Source organism: Enterococcus sp. DIV1208, from assembly GCF_050530455.1.
GTDB lineage: Bacteria > Bacillota > Bacilli > Lactobacillales > Enterococcaceae > Enterococcus_B > Enterococcus_B hirae.
The window spans coordinates 922,501-939,305 of record NZ_CP172887.1 but is presented as its reverse complement, the minus strand read 5'-3'; the positions used below and the strand labels follow the sequence as shown (position 1 = coordinate 939,305).

At 37.0% G+C, this 16,805-nt stretch carries 16 protein-coding genes, 2 tRNA genes and 1 riboswitch (1 of these 19 running past the window's edge); of the genes, 8 read left to right on the top strand and 10 right to left on the bottom strand.

The window, feature by feature from the left end; translation table 11 throughout:
* Positions 1-64 precede the first annotated feature (64 nt).
* The 3 genes from IGK91_RS04395 to IGK91_RS04385 are packed head-to-tail and all read left to right on the top strand — an operon-like array spanning position 65 to position 3,065.
* Positions 65-1,423, top strand: a complete 1,359-nt coding sequence (locus IGK91_RS04395; RefSeq protein ID WP_081115063.1) for an adhesive domain-containing protein — start codon at positions 65-67, stop codon at positions 1,421-1,423.
* A gap of 21 nt (positions 1,424-1,444) precedes the next feature.
* Positions 1,445-2,053, top strand: coding sequence for a WxL domain-containing protein (locus IGK91_RS04390; protein ID WP_010737308.1), 609 nt, complete (start codon positions 1,445-1,447; stop codon positions 2,051-2,053).
* A gap of 16 nt (positions 2,054-2,069) precedes the next feature.
* On the top strand, positions 2,070-3,065 hold the full coding sequence (locus IGK91_RS04385; protein WP_181934228.1) for a DUF916 and DUF3324 domain-containing protein: 996 nt from the start codon (positions 2,070-2,072) through the stop codon (positions 3,063-3,065).
* A gap of 155 nt (positions 3,066-3,220) precedes the next feature.
* On the opposite strand, the gene IGK91_RS04380 is transcribed toward IGK91_RS04385, so the two are convergent.
* Genes IGK91_RS04380 through srlA form a run of 6 tightly spaced genes read right to left on the bottom strand, consistent with a single transcriptional unit; the run spans position 3,221 to position 8,563 of the window.
* Positions 3,221-3,583: a PTS glucitol/sorbitol transporter subunit IIA gene (locus IGK91_RS04380; RefSeq protein WP_010737306.1), complete on the bottom strand. Its 363-nt coding sequence runs from the start codon at positions 3,581-3,583 to the stop codon at positions 3,221-3,223.
* A 15-nt stretch (positions 3,584-3,598) separates the two neighbouring features.
* On the bottom strand, positions 3,599-4,846 hold the full coding sequence (locus tag IGK91_RS04375) for an NAD(P)H-dependent oxidoreductase (RefSeq protein ID WP_034867482.1): 1,248 nt from the start codon (positions 4,844-4,846) through the stop codon (positions 3,599-3,601).
* A gap of 40 nt (positions 4,847-4,886) precedes the next feature.
* Positions 4,887-5,882 carry a 2-hydroxyacid dehydrogenase gene (locus IGK91_RS04370; protein WP_181934227.1) on the bottom strand — a complete coding sequence of 332 codons (996 nt, stop codon included), beginning with the start codon at positions 5,880-5,882 and terminating at the stop codon, positions 4,887-4,889.
* Positions 5,879-6,952: a zinc-binding dehydrogenase gene (locus tag IGK91_RS04365; protein ID WP_010737303.1), complete on the bottom strand. Its 1,074-nt coding sequence runs from the start codon at positions 6,950-6,952 to the stop codon at positions 5,879-5,881. Before IGK91_RS04365 ends, IGK91_RS04370 begins: the two co-directional genes overlap by 4 nt.
* Positions 6,953-6,967: 15 nt before the next feature.
* On the bottom strand, positions 6,968-8,005 hold the full coding sequence (gene srlE / locus IGK91_RS04360) for a PTS glucitol/sorbitol transporter subunit IIB (protein WP_010737302.1): 1,038 nt from the start codon (positions 8,003-8,005) through the stop codon (positions 6,968-6,970).
* Positions 8,006-8,029: 24 nt separating this feature from the next.
* Positions 8,030-8,563 carry a PTS glucitol/sorbitol transporter subunit IIC gene (srlA, locus tag IGK91_RS04355; RefSeq protein WP_010737301.1) on the bottom strand — a complete coding sequence of 178 codons (534 nt, stop codon included), beginning with the start codon at positions 8,561-8,563 and terminating at the stop codon, positions 8,030-8,032.
* 246 nt (positions 8,564-8,809) lie between these two features.
* On the opposite strand from srlA, the gene IGK91_RS04350 reads away from it, so the two are divergent.
* From IGK91_RS04350 to tenA, 5 genes are all read left to right on the top strand, one after another.
* A complete protein-coding gene (locus IGK91_RS04350) occupies positions 8,810-9,757 on the top strand; it encodes a sugar-binding transcriptional regulator (RefSeq protein ID WP_010737300.1) in 948 nt (315 codons plus the stop codon).
* 113 nt (positions 9,758-9,870) lie between these two features.
* Positions 9,871-9,969, top strand: a riboswitch (TPP riboswitch).
* Positions 9,970-10,044: 75 nt separating this feature from the next.
* On the top strand, positions 10,045-10,848 hold the full coding sequence (thiD, locus tag IGK91_RS04345) for a bifunctional hydroxymethylpyrimidine kinase/phosphomethylpyrimidine kinase (RefSeq protein ID WP_081122912.1): 804 nt from the start codon (positions 10,045-10,047) through the stop codon (positions 10,846-10,848).
* 4 nt (positions 10,849-10,852) lie between these two features.
* Positions 10,853-11,674, top strand: a complete 822-nt coding sequence (gene thiM / locus IGK91_RS04340; RefSeq protein WP_010737298.1) for a hydroxyethylthiazole kinase — start codon at positions 10,853-10,855, stop codon at positions 11,672-11,674.
* A complete protein-coding gene (gene thiE, locus IGK91_RS04335) occupies positions 11,667-12,296 on the top strand; it encodes a thiamine phosphate synthase (protein ID WP_430599001.1) in 630 nt (209 codons plus the stop codon). The genes thiM and thiE overlap by 8 nt, the downstream gene beginning before the upstream one ends.
* 4 nt (positions 12,297-12,300) lie before the next feature.
* A complete protein-coding gene (gene tenA / locus IGK91_RS04330) occupies positions 12,301-12,984 on the top strand; it encodes a thiaminase II (RefSeq protein ID WP_010737296.1) in 684 nt (227 codons plus the stop codon).
* A 419-nt stretch (positions 12,985-13,403) separates the two neighbouring features.
* Here the strand turns inward: tenA and yqeK are convergent, their stop codons facing one another.
* The 4 genes from yqeK to IGK91_RS04310 form a co-directional block, all read right to left on the bottom strand.
* A complete protein-coding gene (gene yqeK / locus IGK91_RS04325) occupies positions 13,404-13,997 on the bottom strand; it encodes a bis(5'-nucleosyl)-tetraphosphatase (symmetrical) YqeK (protein ID WP_010719632.1) in 594 nt (197 codons plus the stop codon).
* Positions 13,998-14,886: 889 nt separating this feature from the next.
* The gene (locus IGK91_RS04320) at positions 14,887-15,900 is read right to left on the bottom strand and encodes an acyltransferase family protein (RefSeq protein WP_081122915.1); all 1,014 of its coding nucleotides are present in this window, start codon (positions 15,898-15,900) and stop codon (positions 14,887-14,889) included.
* Between the two features lie 768 nt (positions 15,901-16,668).
* Positions 16,669-16,753: transfer RNA gene (locus tag IGK91_RS04315), tRNA-Leu, on the bottom strand.
* A gap of 8 nt (positions 16,754-16,761) precedes the next feature.
* Positions 16,762-16,805 (bottom strand) — tRNA-Gln (locus IGK91_RS04310); it runs 28 nt beyond the window's last position.

The following is a 16,805-nucleotide window of genomic DNA, read 5'->3' as shown; positions in this document are numbered from 1 at the left end:
TCATTTTAGCGTTCGCCAATTTTTTGTCGAGTTAATATGGTTCACTCATTAGGGAGGGGGCACGATGCTTCACAAAAAAAGAAAACAGATTCAACAAGTAATCTTTCTGTTATTGACACTTCTGTCAGTCCTTGCACAAACAAATGTTGTTCAAGCAGTTTCGTTAAATTTATTTGGTACGACTACCGCAACTAATAACAGTCAAACCAGTCCAAATGCGCCTTTTTTAAACCGAGTAAATGTCCCTGTCACTTTTCTCATTGAAGGAAAAAATGGCATCAGCGCTGGTGTTATCACAACTGGCGATAAATATGCCATTTTAGAAGCACCGACTGAAATGGTCGGGTATATCCAACCTAATGGGAATGCGACTGTTCAAACTACTGTTACTGTGCCACTTAGTCAGTCCCCTTTACAATTGATTTTGCCGACCATAACCTCTGTGATTTCGTTGATCGTCAACTCACCTTTAGTTTCCACACAAAATAAAACAGCGGTTAATCAGGCATTGTCAGAATTACGTTCGGAAACTTTTGGTGCCCAGAATCTTACTCTAGCTATCGTCCCACGCTCAAGCACTCAGTATGGCGTAGCGATTAGTCAAGGGCTATTACCCATCCTGACAACGACATTAAAAAATCGGATTCAAAATTTATTAACGATCGTCCAAGCTTTACCGCTGATTGGTACTGTTTTAGGAACATTATTGTCCCCCTTTGTCACAGCTTTGTCTCAATTTATTACGAGTTTAAATTCACCAACTTCTGATAATAGTAAAAATTTGGTTGCTGCTTCGATTTTAGGTAATACGAGTGTTTCGCTACCATTTCTTTTATCTTCGCCCAAATTGACCCAAGATCTAACAGCTAATTTTAAGGGCGGTTTTATTCAAACAGATCAGTCGACGATTCAGTTAGGACCTACTACTGGTACAACACCTGTTTATTTTTCAGCTGGAGCACTCACTTGGCAGACCACAAGCTTGCCGACTCACTTGAACTTTGGTCAGCACTTGATCCAGACCCAACAGGATGAGCACTTAGTAGCCACCAATAACAATCAAGTAACTACCGGATCGATTTCGATTACTGATACACGGACAGTTGTAAAAAATTGGCAAATAAAAGTCCAACAACTTAGTCCTTGGCAAAACGGAACCAATCAATTAACGTCCCAATTACAAATCTCAACAGCAGATTTAACAACTACCTTTCCTATCACTGGGATCACAAGTACTGCTAATCAAATGGTCCCTCTATCTATAGGCACGCAACAAACATTACTCAAATTAAATGGTGTAACTGATCCTGGTCAAGTCCAATTGGCAATCAATCAGTTCTCATTAGCGGTTCCCAAAGAAAGTCTGAAAACAAAGGGAACCTACCAAACAATGGTGGAATGGCTCTTATCGGATACACCGTAATTTATTTAGGAGGAAGAAGAAATGAAAAAGAAAACGTTATCTTTTTTTGTCTTGGGGATCAGCTTGTTTTCAAGTTCTCTCGTTTTTGCTGATTCACAAACCCAAGGAGAAGTGGCCTATGTGGAAGGCGCACTTGAATTTGACTATGCTGGCGGTATACCAACTAATTTAGACTTTGGGGATCATCCCTTGCAAACTGCAGCTGCTGAAAACTGGATTGCTACTGCTACAGGTGAACAAACCGGCTCTACACCTACTACTGGAACCGTAGCTGTTCGAGACAACCGAGGAAATCCTGCAGCTACATGGACAGTTAAGTTATCTCAAACTGACCAGTTCAAAACAGCGGATGATGTTGAGCTATCAGGTGCACAGCTCAATTTATCTTTTGGCGCACTTACAAATAACTTAGGATTAGCCCCTACCAGTGCCTATGAAAACGATGAATTAGCGATCCAAGTATTCAATCAAGATGCTACGATTTTAGATGCAACCGCAGGTCAAAACTCGGGTGATACTGCACTAGCGATCAATCAATTCAGCTTATCTGTTCCAGCGAATACAAATAAAGTAGCCGAACAATATACTACTATATTAAATTGGACTTTCTCATTCAGTCCAACCAACTAAGAAAGGAGGAATGATCGTGAAAAAGTGGTTTTGGATACTACCCTTCTTCTTTCTACTGATGGGAAATCTTAACATCTACGGCGAATCCTTACAAAGTTTTGATGCACAAATACAAGTCAATGAATCAACACCATCAACAAACGACAATTATTTTGATCTACAACTAAAACCTGGACAGGAATCGACTTTGAATGTCTTAGTCACGAATCTAAAAGAAACTGAGATCACGATCATTCCGTCCTTTAATCGTGCAAAGACCAATCAACTAGGCGTTGTTGAATATTCTGGTAGAAATCAAGATCGTCCTAATAATTTGCCCATCGATATCGAGAAAATTGTTTCTGTTGATAAGCAAAAGTTTACTCTTGCGGGACATGAACAAAAAAAGATTCCTTTAACCATCAAAATGCCAGAAAAAGATTTTGATGGAGTAATTGCGGGTGGGCTCTATCTCCAAGAAGAACCAAAAAAAGATATACAAGGAAATATCCAACATGTCTTTTCTCGGGAGATTGCTGTCTTACTTAAAACACAACTAAACAAAATCCAACCGAACTTAGAACTAAAAAAAGCAGCACCTACCCAAATCAACCAGAGAAATGCCATCAAAGCAACTTTGGAAAATACTAATGCTGCTTATCTATCTAGTGCTCGTATACACTATGAGATCAAAAAAGAACAACAACAAACCCCAGTACTAACTGGGACTCAACCCATTTCGTTCGCCCCTAACAGCGGCACGGACTATTTGATTTTTTTAGAAGGAAAAGAATTCGAACCAGGAACCTATCAGCTAATGGCGAATGTCAAAAACAAGGAAATCAATTGGCAGCAAAAGATAAATTTTACTATTTCGCAAAAAACAGCTGCAACTTATAATGAACAAAATATATCTACTACAAAGGATGAGCCGCAAAACAATTGGCTCCTTTGGCTAGCTGGAGGTATTATTTTCGCTCTCGTCCTCATTATTGTCTTTTTACTGTATATTGTAAAAAAGAAAAAACGATAACTGTTATCAAACAAAAACTAACTCTACCCAAATTTTCACGAGGCAGAGTTAGTTTTTTTCTTCTGATCTAGCAGTTATTGATATACTATCAAACACATTAGTTCTTTACTACGATCAGGAACAATCCCAGCCGTTCTTCAACAACTAGCGACTCCTTATTGTGGTTCTCCAAATCGGATGGTATCCCCAATCGCAAACTCTGGAAAGATTTGAGGCTCTACAACGATTGCTCCTGGCAAGACTTCGTTTTCTCCTGTGCGGAAATAAATGGAGATATGACCGAGGGTTTCAAAGTTATGATTGGCTTCACTGCCAACTTCTTTGATTTCATATTCTTGGTTGCCGATGGTCAGTATATCCCCTGTTTTGATGACATTTTTAGCCGTTTCATGATTGTCATGGACCACACAGATGTCTTTTAATTCAGGTGGTACCTGTTGTCCGAAAAGAATCATTAAGTACTCTGCCGCAAATTCTTCCACTAAAGAACCAACCTCAACAATCTTTGTTGTGTGCATGGTTTTCTCCTCCTTCTATGATAACGTCGTATCTTGTAAATGACGTAACTGCCAAACAGTGGTACTGGCATCTAGTTCAACGTCATCTTCAGTTAAGAAAGAACCCGCCCGTATAAAACGTTTTGCTACTACTTCTCCAGAGATCAGTCCGATCGGGATATGTCCCTCTCGCTTCATTTCTTCGTGGGTCTCAAGTACTCCTCGGACACAAAAACCACCGATTCCATCTAAATGATCCCCAGGTTGAATATCTTTTTTCGCTACCGCAACGGTTTCTGAAATTGGGGCGCCTAATGGAACAATGGCATGATCTTGTTGTAAGACAGCTTTTGCAATCGTAATTGGTGTTTCTAAACTTGCTAAATGATACGGGCGATATAAGATATGATGATCCCGTTCCCCTTTCTTCATCAAGTAATTCATTTCTTCAGCTACTTCGCTATTTTGCCCCTTAACGATAACAAAGACGCCTGGCGCTAAACCATCCACATATTCCACTACACCAAATTGAGATAAGACACCACCATTTTCTTTTAAATCTAACGAAGTAATGACAGAATCTAGATCCCCTTTCAAACCATGCATACCTACCTTGTCAGGGATATAGCCAATCGCATTTGATAAAAGATTCATTTCAGCCATTGTTTTTGTTCCATCTTGGAAAGCAGCTAGCATGTGAGGAGCCATTTGTTTTTTCTGAGCTTCTTTTTCAGCAGTTGCCGGATTTGCGGAAATATTCAATTGATTATTTTTGCCTTTTCCCGCAACTAAGACTTCCATCCCCATAGACGAAGCAAATTCAAATAATTCGGTGGTTGCTGCAGGTTCATCGCCATCTGATCCTGTATAGATCAACCCTGCTGAATCATAGAGTTTATGCATCAAAGGTCCAATAGTGATATCGATTTCAACATTTAATAAGACAAGATGTTTTTTTGCTAATAACGCTTCAAGCGCAATTTTTGCTCCTGCTTCAGGTACACCAGTAGCATCTACGATTACTTCATTCCAATCAGAGTGAATAATTTCTTTAGCATCTGTTGAAATAAGGACATCATTTTTAACTTTTGCCGAAGCTAGATACGCTTCTTTCGCTTTTTGTGCATAATCAAGGGACAAGTCACTGATCCCTGTTACGATCATCCCTGGAATTGACGCTATTTGTGCAATCATTCCCCTGCCCATTTGTCCTGCACCAATTACACCCACTTTGATTGGATTTCCTGTTTTTTCTCTTAATTGTAATTCACCATATAAAGTCATCTTATGTATTTCCTCCACTCATTCAATTTTTTATGTTTTTTTATAAATATTCTCTAAAGATTCGGTTCACTAATATTTTAGGCGAATTGGCAAAATTACAAATTGTCGAGCCCGCAATATGAGGAGTGATCGTGAGATTATCTAATGTTAGATAAGGATGGTCTGCGGGTAATGGTTCCTGTTCAAAAACATCCACTGCCGCTCCCGTAATCTCTTTGTTTCTTAATGCTTGAATCAAATCTTGCTCATTGACTAATCCAGCACGGGCACTATTGATGAAAACAGCAGAAGGTTTCATTTTCTTGAAATGCGACTCATTGATCATATGTTTTGTTTGAGGAGTCAATCGATAATGCATCGAAAAGATATCTGCTTTTTCCACCAGTTCCTCTAAGCTAACTTGAGTATCAGGGGACGTACCATCAAAATAATCATCAAAGAAAAGAATGTTACATCCAAAAGGTCGCAACAAATGAGCAACTCGTTGGCCAATTTCGCCATAACCAATTAACCCAATCGTTGACTCTTTTAATTCAGGTGCTAATAGCCCATTAGGATAGTACTTTTGCCACTGATGCTCTCTTAATTTTTGATTTCCTCGTGCGATATTTCGAATTTCTGTCAAAATCAAACCAACAGTAAATTCCGACACACTAGTCTTACTTCTGCCAGGAGTATTATAAACAGCAATTCCTTTTTCTTCGGCATAGCTAACAGCGACATTTTCTGTACCTGCTCGCAGTACGCCAACTAATTCCAAATTTTCCGCCCGTTCGATCACTTTTTTACCAATCGGTGCAAATTGAGTAATGATCCACTGATACTCTTCAATATTTTCTAAGAGATACTCTGGTAATTCGACTGCATCACACCCATGTTTTTCAATCTTGATATTACCTTTTTGCAGACTATCTAAATCAGAATGCCGCCATTCTTTGATGTCTACAGAAATTCCTTTTGTCGCTAAATCTTTTAAGCCTTCTTCCATCATTTCTCGATCAATAAATAAATCTGCGATTGCTAAACATTTGATCATTCTTTATTCCCCTCCTCATTTAATACAACTGATACCCGGTAGCTTCCTGGGGTACTAGCGATCTCGAATGCTTTTTGAATATCCATTAATGGAATTTTGGTTTCGATCAATTTTGATACATCGACACGCCCTTCATTTAGGAGTGTAGCTGCGTCATAAAAATCTTCTAATGTGGAAGCATACGTACCGATCACTTCGAGACGCATATAATGAATCGTATTTGGCTGGATAGCCATTTCAGGCGCAGGATAACCCGCAGCATAAATCGAGATTTTCCCATCTTTTTCTTTCACCATCTCAAGGGATTGATTCATCGCCAAAGTTGATCCAACTGCGACAATGACGCTGTCAGCCCCTCTCCCATTTGTGAGTTCTTTGACTTTTTGGACTGGATCGTTTTGACTTGCATCAATCGCTTCAAACCCTAATTCCTTGATCAGAGCTAACTTTTTAGGCATGACCTCAGAAATAATGACCCTTGCGCCCATTGCTCGTGCTGTTAGTCCATTAAGAAGTCCCATTGTTCCTCCACCGATGATCACGATCGTTTCTTTCCCAGGCACTATTCGTAATTTTTTCATATTTTGAACGACGGAGGATAAGGGTTCGACAAAAGCAGCTTCTGAGGCAGATAAAGTTGGTCTCATCTTGACGAAGCTCTTGGCTTTACGAACAAAATAATTCGCAAATCCAAAAATCCCATAAAACTCTTTTGAATAATTCTTTCCAAATTGCCGTTTGTTTTCACAATTCGTAATTTCACCAAATTTACACTCATCACAGTAACCACAATAATCATAAAGTACACTGACTCGATCGCCGATCTGGTAGGTATCGCCGACAGCTTTGCCTTTTGCTATGACAATTCCTGAACATTCATGTCCGCCAGCCATAGGATAGCCTTGATGTTCTCTAAGTCCTAACCATTGTTGATAGTCAGTTGTACAAATGTTACAAGCTTCTTGTTTTACTAACAATTCATCTTCTGCCAATTCAGGCATCGGTATTTCCTTGATCTTTGCATTCTTCTTCTCAGCTAAATAGCCAAACGTTATGTTTTTAGGTTGCATTTTTTCACTCCTATTCTATAATCCAATTGAAAAGGCATACGCAATGATAACTGCGATCGGCCCAGTTAAAATTCGCGAAAACAACACAGCTGGCACACCATTAGAAATCGTTTCTGGTTTTGCTTCTCCCAAAGTCATTCCTACGGGTGCAAAATCACAGCCAACTTGTGAATTGATAGCAAACAGTGCTGGTAGAGCGTAATGTGGCGGGATTGTACCATTAGCGATCTCTGTTCCGATCAATAAACCAATCACCGAAGCAATCACCGCCCCTGGTGCTAATAAAGGAGATAAAAACGGCAAACTAGTAATAGCACCTAATAGAACTAAGCCAAGTAAGCTACCGCCTAAAGGTGACAAAAACTTCGCAATAATATCCCCAATTCCTGTATAGTTGATAATACCAATCAAAGTTGCAACAAAAGCCATAAATGGAATAATATTTGTTAGCACGGTATCGATCGTTTCACGCCCTGCTTGATACATGATATTGATAAAGCTCCCCGCACCACGTCCGATGGTATCGATCAAGCCAAAAATCCCACCTTTTTTATTGCTATGATTTTTCTTTTCAGTGGTTTCTTTTGTTATTTCTGTAGTTGTTTCCGGTTTATTTGTGTTGATATTTGATGTTTTTTCATTCTTATCTTCTTTATTATGTACTTGTGCAGCTTCGCTTTCACTAATAATTTCTATGTTTGTAATCGTTGTTCCTGAAACAAAAATATCTTCTGTCATAAATTTCGCCAACGGCCCAGAAGGCGCTTGCAATTTTACGTTGATTGTTGGGATCTTCATTCTTGGATACGTTCCACAGCGTGCTGTTCCGCCACAATCAATGACTGCACACAAGGTTTCTTCTTTTTCCACTGGATTTTTAAATGCATCAACCGCTGTTACCCCAGCTAATTCCGCAATCTTTTCAGCGACGGGATGAATACCACCACCGGTTACACTGATAACGTACTTCTTACGTTCATCATTTAACGGAATGGTTAATGGTCCTCCCCAGCCTCCATTTCCTTTATGGATAATTAGTTTTTTCGCTTCCATCTCTACCTCCATTCTCAGTTTCGTCTATGCCTCTGTTGTTTTTTTTGCTTCTCTTTGTGTTAAGAAACGAGCAATTTTTTCTGTAATGATTCCTCGTACTAAGATAATCATAAAAGCAGCCAATAAATACCTTAGACCTAATTCACTTTGATTTCCCACTTTACCAAAGCCAGCTGCTACACCAAGATAAACAAATAGTTCAGCTGAATTTGCATGAGGAAATAATCCCACGATGGGATGAAGCATTGACACCGTTGCATCATAGTAAGCTGCCTTGTGTTCTTCTTTTAAAAATCGTCCAAATGTATAACACATTGGATTTGTTAAAAAGAAACACGCTAAAAACGGAATCAATGTATAACGTAATAACGTGAATTTCGTACATCGTTGCATGAATCCAAATACTCTTTTTTCTCCGATAATTTTTATTAGAGCGTTTACAAAAAGAATCAAAGAAATCAACAGCGGAACGATCGTCGTTAAAAATCCAACAAAAGTATCTGCTCCAGCTTGAAACATTCCCATAAAGCCATCTGACAACTTCACCAGAAAATTCAAATCCCATTCCTCCTTTTAAGATCAAATTGCGCGCTTTTATCAAAAGACAATTCATTTGTCATATGATACCACACCAAGAATATATCATTTGACAAAATTAATGTCAATTGATTTTTTTGAAAAAATAAAGTACACTAAAAATGGAAATGTTTTTTATTAAATGTATGACAGTTATGATTACCCGATCGACTTGATCTATTTAAGTGAAGTGAATAACTGGAGTGAAACGATCAATTGGAGGAAAAAATGAGTAAGTCTGAAGAAAGAAACATGGTGAAAGTAGCAACTTTATATTATAAAGAAGGTCTGACACAAGCACAGATTGCTAAGAAAATGGGAGTCTCTCGTTCACTCATTTCTAAATGGTTAATTGATGCTCGAAAAGCAGGTTTCATTGAATTTTTTATTAATAGTGAAAATATCTATGCCATTGAATTAGAAACCGAACTAGAGAAAAAATTTGCCTTATCTTTTGTTAAAGTGGTGGACACAACGAATCTATCTTATCCAGAAATCGAGAAAATGGTTGGACAAATTGCAGCAATTTCTTTAAAAGATAAGATTGCAGCTGCGAAAACAATCGGGATTTCATGGGGAAAGTCAATCAAAAGCTTAGTTACTCAATTTCCATTTGAGAATTATCCTGATACAACATTCATTCCATTAATTGGCGGCATGGGATATGATCATTTTGATATCCACTCCAATCAACTTTGCCATGAATTTGCTCGAAAGACGCGTGGTTCTTCAAAATATCTTTACACTCCAGCACTGGTTTCTAATGAGATAATCCGTCAAGAATTTGAAGGTAATATCTACATTGATAAAATTCTCTCTGAAGCCAAAAAAGTCGAATTAGCACTTGTCGGTATCTCCTCCCCTGATCATTTCAACACGATGGAAGAAATCGGGTATACTAATAAAAAAGAAATGGCACAATTAAGAGGGATTGGTGCAGTTGGGGACATCAACTCCCGTTTTTATGATAAAGATGGGCAAGAAGTAAATCATCCAATCAATAAGCATGTGGTTGGCCTAAGTCTTGAAGAGCTTAAAGCGATTCCTGAAACCATCGCTATTGCTTATGATGATGCGAAATGGCAAGGAATCTATTATGCTTGTAAAAATCAACTGGTTGACTCCATCATTACTACCGACACCATTGCGGATCACTTGATTCATATGGATATTTAGCAATGACAAAAACGGAAGTTACGTAAGAGCAGTTCCGCTTCTCACCTGTTTCCTTTATCTGCTCTTGAATCTCCTAACTATTTCCGCTATGATTAAAAAGTAATAAAATATGATTTTGTTTGCAGGGGGACGCTGTTGCGTTGAGAAGGTAAAACCTGACCCTTTGAACCTGTTTGGTTGATACCAGCGTAGGGAGCAAATGTCCTTTTTGTTGATGCGAAATCAAAACAAACAAGACATTCTTCTTTCTAGGGGAATGTCTTTTTCTATTTTAAGGAGGATCACAGATGAAAAAAGTGCTTAGTATTGCAGGATCAGATTGTAGTGGTGGTGCGGGTATACAAGCCGATTTAAAGACTTTTTCTGCTCATCGAGTGTATGGAATGTCGGTTATCACCTCAGTCGTAGCTGAAAATACGGTTCGTGTATTGACCTACCAAGATATTTCCCCTCAAATCATCAAAGATCAAATGGATGCGGTTTTTGAAGACATTTTTCCCGACGCTGTAAAAATTGGGATGCTTTCTAGCCAAGAAACAATGCTTGCAGTGACCGAAAGTTTAAAAAAATGGCAACCACAAAATATTGTTTTAGACCCAGTGATGTACGCTAAAAACGGCAATGCGTTGATGGAGCCAACTGCGATTGATACACTGATCCAGACAGTTCTTCCCTTAGCTAACTTGATTACACCTAATATCCCAGAAGCAGAAAAAATTGCACAATATACGATCTCATCAATAGCAGATATGGAACAAGTCGGACGAACCATCTACGAAAATAGTGGAACAGCTGTTTTAATCAAAGGTGGGCATAAATCTGGTGAAGCTACCGATGTGCTCTTTGATGGAAAGAAAGTCTATCATTTTACTGCAGAACGAATCGAAACCAAAAATACTCATGGGACAGGGTGTACGTTATCTTCTGCTATTGCTTCTGAATTAGCTCTAGGAAAATCCTTAGAGCAGGCTGTCTGTGAAGCAAAGAAATACGTTACACTTGCAATCCAACATTCGTTGGCGATCGGTCAAGGACATGGTCCTACGAATCATTTCTACTCGCTTTACCAAAATACCGTTGAAGAGGAGTAATTTTATGTCATCATTCGAAACTATTATCCAACAAATTCGTGCATGCAATCCGTTGGTTCACCATCTAACGAACTATGTAACAGTCAATGATTGTGCCAATATTACTTTAGCTATTGGTGGTTCTCCGATAATGGCTGATGCGATTCAAGAAGTAGCAGAAATAACAGCTAAAACGGATGCACTCGTTCTCAATATAGGAACCTTGAATGAACAAACCGTTGATTCGATGATTCTTGCTGGCAAAGAAGCGAACAAGCATGGAATTCCGGTCATATTCGATCCAGTCGGTGTGGGTATTTCTCAATTTCGTATGGATGTGACTAAAAAGTTATTAAACAGTATCCATTTTACAGTCATTCGTGGAAATTATTCAGAAATCCTTTGTCTAGCAGGTATTCAAACTTCAGCTAAAGGAGTAGACACTTCGCTTGTGAATCAAAAAAAAGAAACTGAAGTCATCAATATTGCACGAACACTAGCTTCTTCTTTTCACTGTATCATCGTCATAACCGGCGCAATCGATATCGTTTCAGATGGTGTTCGAACGATGCAGGTAAAAAATGGTTGTGCTGCAATGCGCCATGTTACTGGTACTGGTTGTATGTTAGATTCCCTAATTGCTACTTTTTGTGGTGGTTATTCCGATGATTTTTTTGAAGCAACCGTAAGTAGCGTGATTGCAATGGGTGTTGCTGGTGAATTAGCTTTTGAAAAGGCAAAAACCAACGGAACAGGTAGTTTACGTACTCATTTAATAGATGAAATAAGTAAACTAACTGATCAAACCTTATCAGAACGAGGTGACTATATTGCATTCGATGATTGATTACCGGCTCTACCTAGTAACAGATCCACTCTTGTTCACTACCAATACACTGCTAGAAGCTGTCTCACAAGCACTTGAAGGAGGCGTTACTGCTGTCCAACTCCGAGAAAAACAGTTAGATTCTAGAAAGTTTTACGAAGAAGCCATACAGATAAAGCGATTAACCAAAAGATATAACGTTCCCTTGATCATCAATGACCGCCTTGATATTGCTCTGGCATGTGATGCAGACGGTCTCCATATAGGTCAAAATGACTTACCCTTAACTATAGCTCGTAAGCATCTTGGACCAGATAAACTAATCGGTGTTTCAGTACAAAAGGTTGAAGAAGCCATCGAAGCAGAAAAAAATGGTGCGGATTATCTAGGAGTCGGTGCAATGTTTCCTACAGATACCAAACCAGATGCAATGCATGTCACAACTGAAGAATTAGAAAAAATCTGTGCGCAAATCTCGCTTCCAATCATTGTGATCGGTGGAATCAATCAGCAAACAATCCCAGCTTTTCACTCACTTCCCATTCAAGGTTTTGCTGTCGTATCTGCTATTTTGTCAAAAAAAGATATCAAAAAAGCCAGTCAGGAACTTTTAGGATTGATTGATCAGACGATTGGGAGGTAAATCAATGTCATTTTCAAAAAATTTAAAAATCGAAGCTTATGACAGCTGGGAAAAAGGATTTAATCATCCATTTATTCAAGAATTAGGAAAAGGTATTCTTGCTAAAAAGACATTTCAATTTTATTTACTACAAGATTACTTGTATTTATTTGAATATGCTAAAGTATTCGCATTAGCTGCCACCAAATCAGACAATGAACATCAATTGTTTCATTTTGTGGAAGCACAATACAGTATTCTAGCAACAGAACTTGACTTACATCGCCAATATATGTTGGATTATGCTATTGAAAAAGAAGAATTTAACACCGTACAACCTTCTTTTTACAATCGCTCTTATACAACAAATATGCTAGCGATCGGCCATAGTGGAGGTGTAGCTGAAATCATCGCAGCTATCCTTCCCTGCGCTTGGACCTATTACGATTATGCGAGTCGTTTAAAAAAACGATATCAATCGAGTTTAGAAAAGAACCCCTATCGCTCCTGGATTGATTTATATGCAGATCCTAGTTTTGAAAAATCATTTGAGTGGATGTTTGACCTGTTGGATGAATTAGCCGAAATGAAAAGTGCGAAGGAACAACAAAAAGTAAAACAAATTTTTATTTCCAGTTTGGAATTTGAATATCTTTTTTGGGAAATGTCTTATTATGAAGAAATGAATCTGATTCCATTATCAGAATAAATTGTATAGTGATTTCAGTAGACAACTTCTTCTGCTTTCGTTTAAAGCAGATCTAGTAAAACATGTTAAGTCTAGGACACTCACCTTTTAGTCTCTAGACCAGACGAACACTCAATCATTGTAGGACTGATAGAGTATTCTATCGGTCCTAATTCTTTTATAAAAAACTACTACACTACCGCTAAGATGAAGTTATTCAACCCATCAATCTGAAAGAACTTATTTGATCACGCCAAACTACTAAGTAAAATTGTGTATGTCTTTTACTGCTTTGAGAATAACCGTTTGTCTAGTCCTCATTGGTGATTACACTCATTCGACATAAAAAATAGTAATCTCTCTATAAAATTAACTGACGAAAATATAATCATAAAAAAGCACAAATTCTTTATTGAACCAAATAGAATTTTCTCATAAACTCACATTCCTAAGTCACACATTGCGTCTTTTAGCCAAGGATGTAAAACGAAAATATCCGTTAAAGCCCACTCAATATAGGTTTTACACCCTTGATCTAAAGAGATGTCTAAAGCTTTGTTCAATTGTTTTAAATAAGGAGCACTATGGTCTCTATCCCATTTAATCTTATCTGCAATGAAAACAACTTTATCTAAACTAGAAGCATTTTTTTTAAGCGTTGTATGACATTCAATAGCTGATAATATTTCTCTATCCTTTATATTGAATAGTTCTTTTGCTATACATACTGATTGTTTTTGGTGGAGAATCATAGGTAGTTTCTCTTCTTCTTTTAGAACTTCCTCCCCTAAACTCTTTTGTAGTTCTATCCTTTCATCATCAGGAATGATTACGCTAATATCATGTAACAAACCAGCAAGATAGGCTTTATCTTTTGGTACGTTAAACTTTTCTGCAAGTTCTTTCGCCTTGTTGGCTACTTCATACGAGTGAAAGACAGTTTTATCTTTCTCATAATAATTCAAAAATTCTCTGACTTGTATTTCAATATTTTTAGAACTAAAGGGTATCTTATACTCAATAATGTTCTTCATTTTAACTCACCTTCCAATGAATGCCTTTACATTATTATGTATTAATAAGGTCAAAAATAAAGTTCGACAATCATTCCATCCTCTGATGGTTTTGCTCCTTTTTAGCTTTTCGATTCCCCTGGATCAGGGTACAACGAATAAAATCATCAAATCAATCTAAGTGCGTTTTGATTTCTTACTGTCTGACTTATTCCTATCAGATAACAAACCATAAGTGGCATAAGCAGGAATTACTACAGCTAAGAACATTTTAACGAGAAACTTAAAAACTTTCATATGATTCACCATCCTTTATATGTTACTCATACTTTATCATACTACCTATTAATAACCCAGCTATCACAGGCAATCGTTTATCCTTAGAGACTAACTACTTCTTACTTCTCTCTCATTATTTCATGAGGTTGTGAAAAGAGTGTCTTGACCTGAGCGCTCACCAAGTAAAAACTGCGACGAGTAATCGCAGGAGCATTAAGGATGAAAATCTCGAAATAGCTCCTCATGTTTTGAGATTTTTTGACTTATCGCCGAAGGTCAGCTCTTTGAACACCGTTTATTCGTTTTTAGAGATACTAGAATATTATCTGTCATGGTAATACTATTTTAACCAAAAAAGAACAGAAAGAAATTTTCTTCTTTGTGTCCAAATGATTCTAAGAATTTTCTTTACCAACATCATTTGACAAAGAGACCAAAAATGTAAGATTCATTAGTGGTTCTATGATACCCGAAGGCTGGGGTTTAGCTAGAACCCTGATTATTTTAATTAGATGATTACCCATCTCGTATTTTCTTAGTTCAGTTTAACTAGATGATTTATTTCAAAACAAGATTGCTGACTTAAATCCTAATTCAGCATAATCAAACAAATATGCTGCATCAATTCATCTCACATTTTAATTTTGTAAAAAATTGATATTTGTTTCACAATTTTATTGTAAAATAAAACAATGCTTATTGGAACAAACACACCTAACATCAAGCGGAATAATCCATTTATAGGTGTTATTTCGCCATGCCTCATATTAAAGATTTGAATAAGTATCATATGAAACAAGAATATATTCTTACTATAGGAATTTAAATTTTCAAAACTTTTGATTTTACTTTTAGAAATAACCAACAGTCCATACAAACTAAAAATAAAAGGGATTGTGAAATACATAAAATTCTTATCGATTCCTTGATTATAAAATGTGATTATCCCTTCGACTCCTCCTAAAAAACACGCAGCGACTAGTCCATATATGAATAACTTTCGATGCTTTTCTAAATTATGTACATTATCAGCCAAAACAAATCCTATGGAAATAAAGAGTGGACTAAAGAATAACCCATTTCTTGTAGTAAAAAAAATATTAAAGTATTTTTCCATAACTGATATGACCATTGGATTTGATATAAATAAGGAATACGTTTCAAGGGAACCAACTGAAAAAAATAAAAAGCAAACCAGAAAAATCCATTTATATCTAAATCTTTGAAACATATATTTAACTATAGCTAATGAACTTATCAAAGCAGGAAAATACCATAAGTGATAGAAGCTTCCAGTATATAGGAAACTAACTACCAATGCCAATAATATTGACCATAAATTCCACTGAATATCAACTGTATCTTGTAACAGTTGAACACCAAACGGAATGTACAACAAAAACACTATAGTATATAGACGTACTATTCTTCTTAGCCACATCTTCGAATAGCCTTCCCTCTTACTATTTATCCGAAAGAAATATGCATTATTTACAAAAAAGAATGGAACAGCAATACGACAAACCATACTTTTTAGAAAAAAATGCACTATCGGGTGATTAGTAATGGTTCCACAATGAATAACAACAACACAAATTGTTGCAATAAACTGAGCAATAAATAGTTTTTGATTCTTATTATCCATAATCCCTCCAACAAGCAAATTTGACTTTAATAGGCTAGAAATAAAAATAGAATATGTACCAAAAAAAATTTGGAGATAATTAACTCTAACATCTATATTTTCTCTTTCCTCTTTAATTTCTTAAATCCACAATACTATATTAATTATAGTATTGATTAATGTAAAAAACATTAGACTAAAGTCCAATTCATTTAATTCATAATTGTATAGAGCGGGAGCAATTTTAAACTATTGAGGTATTCAAAAAAACAATAGATAGATCCCTATTTTTTTAAAATTAGATGATTACCATTATTGTATTTTCTTGGCTCAGTTTGATTAGATGAATTATTTCAAACACAGATGAGTGGGTAAAAACGACTTTCACTATATCTAGAAGCCAGAAAAATCATAGGCTATCTAACGTTTGAATCCCTGTAGGACCCTCACCAATGATAATGAATGATAAGGACCATTTTCTGCTCTTTGCAGTAGCGAAAGCAACTCATAAAAGTCATCAGACAGAAAAACGTTTTCTTCATCTTCATTACCTCTATTCATTTTAGCATCTTATACGGCAGTAGGTACGGTTCTTTTCATGATGTGGAATGATTTTCTGTATAGAGAGTAGGACAACGCTTCAAAAAGAAAATGGCTCTATAACAAAAAAATCTGAGACAGAATGAGGTTCATTCTGACCCAGATTTGTTTTTACACCACGCATCAGTTCTTATTGACAAAGAGCTAAAGAAAACCCCTAATGTAAGACACATTAGGAGTTCATTATGATACCGGCGGCCGGGGTCGAACCGGCACGCCCTTAACGGGCACTGGATTTTGAGTCCAGCGCGTCTGCCAATTCCGCCACGCCGGCGTAAAAAACTGGGGTAGCTGGATTCGAACCAACGCATGAGGGAGTCAAAGTC